3 protein-coding genes are annotated in these 3,125 nt (G+C 72.7%); all 3 read right to left on the reverse strand.

Going from position 1 to position 3,125, the window contains the following annotated elements; translation table 11 throughout:
- Positions 1-1,578, reverse strand: a 1,578-nt coding sequence (locus tag AC3XYG_RS38680; RefSeq protein WP_489145231.1) for an efflux RND transporter permease subunit, incomplete at its 3' end; no start/stop codon positions are given.
- Positions 1,578-2,813: an efflux RND transporter periplasmic adaptor subunit gene (locus AC3XYG_RS38685; RefSeq protein ID WP_489145229.1), complete on the reverse strand. Its 1,236-nt coding sequence runs from the start codon at positions 2,811-2,813 to the stop codon at positions 1,578-1,580. The genes AC3XYG_RS38685 and AC3XYG_RS38680, both read right to left, overlap by 1 nt.
- A 50-nt stretch (positions 2,814-2,863) precedes the next feature.
- A partial coding sequence (locus AC3XYG_RS38690; RefSeq protein WP_489145230.1) for a hypothetical protein occupies positions 2,864-3,125 on the reverse strand: 262 nt, incomplete at its 5' end.

Consider the following 3,125-nt stretch of genomic DNA (forward strand, 5'->3'; position numbering starts at 1 on the left):
GGCCGCGGCCAAAGTGATGCGGCGGTGATCGAGGGTCCAGCCCAGCACCGCCGCATATCCCGCGGCCAGCCGGGACGGCGCTGCGGCGTGCGCCGCCGCCGGCTTCGGCCGCAGCATGTAGGCGGCCATCAGCGGCGTCAGCAGGCGGGCGACCAGCAGCGACGCCAGCACGGCGACCGCCACGGTCAGGCCGAACTGCTTGAAATACTGGCCGATGACGCCGCCGATGAAGCTGACCGGGGCGAACACCGCGACGATGGCCAGGGTGGTCGCGACCACGGCGAGGCCGATCGCGTCGGCCGCGTCGATCGAGGCGAAATACGGCCGCTTGCCGAGATGCAGGTGCCGGTCGATGTTCTCGATCTCGACGATGGCGTCATCCACCAGGATGCCGATCACCAGCGTCAGCGCCAGCAGGGTGATGCTGTTCAGGGTGAAGCCCAGCAAATCCATGGCGAAGAAGGCCGGCAGGATCGACAGTGGCATGGCCAGCGCCGCGATCAGCGTCGCCCGCCAGTCGCGCAGGAAGACGAACACCACTAGCACGGTCAGCAGCGCGCCTTCGACCAGCACCGTCATGGCGGCGTTATAGCTGTCGCGGGTGTATTCGACGGTCGAGGCGATCTCGCTGATGGTCACATCAGGCACCTGCGCCTGCAGCCCGGCCAGGCGCTGCGCCACCCCGTCGGCCACCACCGTGTCGCTGGCCCCCTTGGCGCGGTAGACGGCAAAGGCGACCACCGGATCGCCGTCGAGCCGGGCCGAGGCCCGCACTTCGCCGGCGCCGTCGCTGACCGTGCCGAGATCGGCCAGCTTGGCCCAGCGGCCATTGGGCAGCGCGATCGGGGTGTCGGCCAGGGCCGGCACGGTGTCGGCGCCGCCCAGGGTGCGGATCGCCTGTTCCCGCGCGCCGAGCTCGCCGCGCCCGCCGGGGACGTCGATGTTGATGCCGCGCAGCTGCAGGTTGACCTGGTCGGCGGTGACGCCCAGCGCCGCCAGCCGGTCGGGGTCGAGGTCGACCCGGATCTCGCGAGCGACGCCGCCCAGCCGCTGCACCTTCTGCACCCCTGATACAGCCAGCAGGTCGCGGGCGATGCGGTCGTCGACGAACCAGGACAGATCGACCGCCGACATGCCGGGCGCGCGCACGCCGTAATACAGGATGGCGCCGCCTTCGACGTCGAGCCGGGCGATGATCGGGTCTTCGATCGCCTGCGGCAGGTCGCTGCGGATGTTGGCGACGGCGTCACGCACATCGGTGGTGGCGCGGTCGGGGTCGATGCCGATGCGGAACTCGACCACGGTCGCGGACACGCCGTCGGCGATGGTCGAGGTGATGTGGCGCACCCCGGCCAGCCCGGCGACCGCGCCTTCCACCCGCCGCGTGACCTGGGTTTCCAACTCGGACGGCGCCGCGCCCGCCTGGGTGATCGTCACCGTCACGATCGGGAATTCGAGCTTGGGGTTGGCGTTGACCGGCAGGTGCATGAACGACCACCAGCCGGCGATGGTCAGCATCGCGAACAGCACCAGGACCGGGATCGGCCGGCGGATCGACCAGGAGGAGATGCCCGACATCACGGCTGGCCGCCTTCTGACGGGAACAAGGCCGGCATCTCGCCGGCCGCAGCCACCCGGTCGCCGTCGCGCAGGAACGCCCCGGCGGCGAGCACGACGCGCTGGCCGGGATCGAGGCCGGACAGGATCTCGGCCCGGCCGTCCTGGCGCAGGCCGATCGTCACCACCCGGCGCGACACGGCGCCGTCGCCGCCGACGACGAACACGGCGCTGTCGCCGCGGTCGTCGCGCTGCATCACCGCCTGGTCCGGGATGGTCAGGGCATCGGCCCGCCGGTCGACCGCGATCGCGGCGCGGCCGAACACGCCCGGGCGCAGCCGGGGGTCGATCGGCAGGCTGATGCGGATGCGGCCCAGCCGGGTGTCGCGATCGGCCTTCGGCCCCACCAGCCGGACCCGGCCGTCGAAGCCGGCGGCGATGCCGGTGACGGTGATCCGGGCGGCCTGGCCCGCCGCGACGGCCGGCAGGTCGGCCTCCGGCACCTCGGCCTCGAGTTCGACCTCGCCCTCGCGGATCAGCTTGACCAGCGGCTCCAACCCCGCCATGGCGCCGGCCCGGGCGGTGCGTTCGGCGACGATCCCGGCGGTCGGCGCCCGGATCTCGGCCCGGCCGAGCCGGGCCCGCGCCTCGTCGGCCTTGGCCTCGGCCTGCGCCACCTCCGCCCGCGACACCTCCAGCACCTTGTCGGCCGAGATCGAGGCCGCCCGCCGCTTGTCGTAATCCTGCGGGTTGAAGGCGGCGGAGCTGCGCAGCCTGTCGATGCGCTGGAAATTGGCCGCGGCCTCGACCTGCATCGCCTGGTCCCGTGCCAGCCCCGCCTCGGCCCGCAGCACCGCGGCCTCGGCATCGCGCACCGATGCCGCCAGCAGGTCGGTCTCCAGCCGTAGGATGACCTGGCCGGCGACGACGTGGTCGCCCTCCTCCACCAGCACCTCGGCGATACGCTGGCCGTCCACCGCGGCGGCGATCGCGATCTCCTCGCGCGGCACCACGGTGCCGGTGAGCGACAGGATGCGCTCGATCGGGCGGTGTTCGGCGAGGACGGTGGTGACAACTGGCCGGCGCGACACCCCGGGCCCGGTGGCGGCCGGCACCGTGCCATCGGCAGCGCTCATCACCGCGAGGGTGCCGCCCAGCACGATCAGCGCCAGGCTGCAGATGCCGCCGAACAGCCAGGCGCGACGGCGGCGCGGCGCTGTGGCCGGATGATGCGGCGGGGGTTCCAGCTGGGCCATGGCCCCCTCAAGGTTCGGGTCGCGTGTTGCCATTTTTCGATCGATCGGTCTCAGAAGCGCGAATGCGGCGCGGAGGCGTCGTGGTGCGGATGGCCTCGGCACGGGCAGCAGTCGCGGCCATTGCCGGCCCGCAACGACGGCCCCAGCCGGTGCAGCGCATCGGCCATGCAGACCGCCGTCCCGGCCGCGGCGACCAGCACCAGCGTCGTGACGGCCACGACCGCGCCGGCCCGGCGCCGCCCGGCGCGCCTCTCTCGCCATGAGCCCTTGCCCATCCACCGACTCCCGCCCTTCCCTTGATCGATCATTAAT

It is taken from the genome of Inquilinus sp. (assembly GCF_057815775.1).

Coding starts and splice junctions, on each gene's coding strand:
- AC3XYG_RS38685 (WP_489145229.1), bottom strand. CDS start 2,813: ATGGCCCAGCTGGAACCCCCGCCGCATCATCCGGCCACAGCGCCGCGC.